Source organism: Melioribacteraceae bacterium, assembly GCA_035362835.1.
Lineage (GTDB): Bacteria > Bacteroidota > Ignavibacteria > Ignavibacteriales > Melioribacteraceae > DSXH01.
Map to the genome: position 1 here is coordinate 1 of DAOSDY010000010.1, position 1,709 is coordinate 1,709.

The window sequence follows — 1,709 nt, forward strand, 5'->3', positions numbered from 1 at the left end:
TACATAGGCATAGATTTCTTTGTTCGGTTTGCCGTCCTTGTAAATATCGTCTGAGGACATCCAAACGTTAAGATCGGTTTCGTAGGGGGTTTCTCCGGCAATCTTCATCTTAAAACCGGATTTAACAAAACTTCCCTTTTCTGTTACGACTCCGTTTTCATCCTTCGTATCTTCTTCCTTTTCATATTCAAACCCTCCCCTTCCGGTAAAGACAATATTGCCTTCGGTCTGAACAAATTTTTCTGAAAATTCTTCGTTCCAGAGCGGGAGAATTTTACCCCAGTCCTGCAGGGTCATAAATTTTCTGCGGTTTGCTTCGCGGTAGTCTTTAATGTACCGGTAATAAACTTTTGTAAGCGAATCAATAAACAAGAAAGAGACTTCACCTGACTGAACAAACTTGAAAGCGTCCTGAACGTCTTTGAGAGAAGTGGTTTCCTTGGCGATTGCCGGAATGTTGTGCTTCTTGAAAGAAGGGATTAAAAACCGTGCTCCTTTTTCATTGTCGATGATAAGAACAGGTTTCTCGAGTTTCATCTGTTTGTAAGCGCCGACAATAAATTCAAAAGCGGTTCGGGTCTTGCCCGAACCTTGAAATCCGCCGAAGCTGGCTTTTATAAAATGATTCTTACTGATTAACGATTTTGCAAACTCATTTAATTTCATGGCTTAAATCCTTTAATAAATTAATTACTGCTGAATTGATAATTACTGACTTCCGGCTCTACGGAGAGGGATTCTGTCTGCGAGATATCGAATACGGTAGCCGAGTAGAACTTTTCTGCGTCCTCGAGGTTTCCCTGGTCATCTTTAGGACCGACCGGAAACAGAATAACAGCACCATGCTCACCTTTTTTAACAGATCTGCCCGCTTTCATCCACTGCTTAAATCCGCCGACGACAGTAGGCATGAACGGAAACTGCGAAACGATCATAAGTACGTTATGGACTGACAGAAATCTCCCCTCAATAGTCGGGATAGAGATTGCCGAAAGTGCTTCCCTTTCCTGATCCGAAAGGGAGAGAATTTTTTCTCTGATAGCTTTGATCTTAGCTGATTTTTCCTGTTTATAGATTTGTTTTTCTTCTTTTGTCATTTTGGTACCTCTTAACCAATTTATGATTTGAATATTCAACCAATAATTTCTCGAATGGCCGTATGAACGGCGGTTCGAACTCGATATCATACTTCCCTTCCGATTCAACGACCGCGACATAACTTGTATAGTTAGCAAGCATACGGGCTCTTTTGAGCGCCTTTGATCTGGATTTTTCCTGTTCTGAATTCATATCAATTACCTTATTTACTTAAAAAAATAACCGAGCAGATAGGCACAGGATTTTGAAAAAGTCTTAAAGCTGTAAAGGAATTTTGAAGGTATTTTCTGAGGGACAAGAAGAAAGAGAGCAGAATATTCTTTTCCCTTATAAGTGAGAGTTTTCTCCTTGTACTGCGAGGAATCGTAATTGCAGCGCACCCATTGAAAGAAGAAATTTCCGAAATGATCTTTATTGAACATGAAGATAATCTCACCATTAAAACCTTTTAGAACATCGGAAGCCGGCCTTCCGCCGTAGAACGAGCAATGATTTTTCAGAGCGAATGATGCAACGGATTTGAAATTGAGATTTTCCATTTTGTACCCCTCTTATATTTTTGGAAAATATGTTTCTACCAGCTGTAGGTTGAAGAAAGTAAAAAGATGAAT

Annotated in this window: 4 protein-coding genes; all 4 read right to left on the reverse strand. The window is 39.9% G+C overall.

What is annotated here, in order from left to right; translation table 11 throughout:
• A partial coding sequence (locus tag PLZ15_15320) for a hypothetical protein (GenBank protein HOI31115.1) occupies positions 1 to 666 on the reverse strand: 666 nt, incomplete at its 3' end.
• Positions 667 to 686: 20 nt separating this feature from the next.
• The gene (locus PLZ15_15325) at positions 687 to 1,097 is read right to left on the reverse strand and encodes an ArdC-like ssDNA-binding domain-containing protein (GenBank protein HOI31116.1); all 411 of its coding nucleotides are present in this window, start codon (positions 1,095 to 1,097) and stop codon (positions 687 to 689) included.
• A complete protein-coding gene (locus PLZ15_15330) occupies positions 1,069 to 1,290 on the reverse strand; it encodes a hypothetical protein (GenBank protein HOI31117.1) in 222 nt (73 codons plus the stop codon). The genes PLZ15_15325 and PLZ15_15330 overlap by 29 nt, the downstream gene beginning before the upstream one ends.
• A 14-nt stretch (positions 1,291 to 1,304) precedes the next feature.
• Positions 1,305 to 1,637 carry a hypothetical protein gene (locus PLZ15_15335; GenBank protein ID HOI31118.1) on the reverse strand — a complete coding sequence of 111 codons (333 nt, stop codon included), beginning with the start codon at positions 1,635 to 1,637 and terminating at the stop codon, positions 1,305 to 1,307.
• Between the last annotated feature and the right edge of the window lie 72 nt (positions 1,638 to 1,709).

What these genes read in the sequence shown, in the direction of transcription:
- PLZ15_15325 (HOI31116.1), bottom strand. Translation starts at nt 1,097, where the DNA reads ATGACAAAAGAAGAAAAACAAATCTATAAACAGGAAAAATCAGCTAAG.
- PLZ15_15330 (HOI31117.1), bottom strand. Translation starts at nt 1,290, where the DNA reads ATGAATTCAGAACAGGAAAAATCCAGATCAAAGGCGCTCAAAAGAGCC.
- PLZ15_15335 (HOI31118.1), bottom strand. Translation starts at nt 1,637, where the DNA reads ATGGAAAATCTCAATTTCAAATCCGTTGCATCATTCGCTCTGAAAAAT.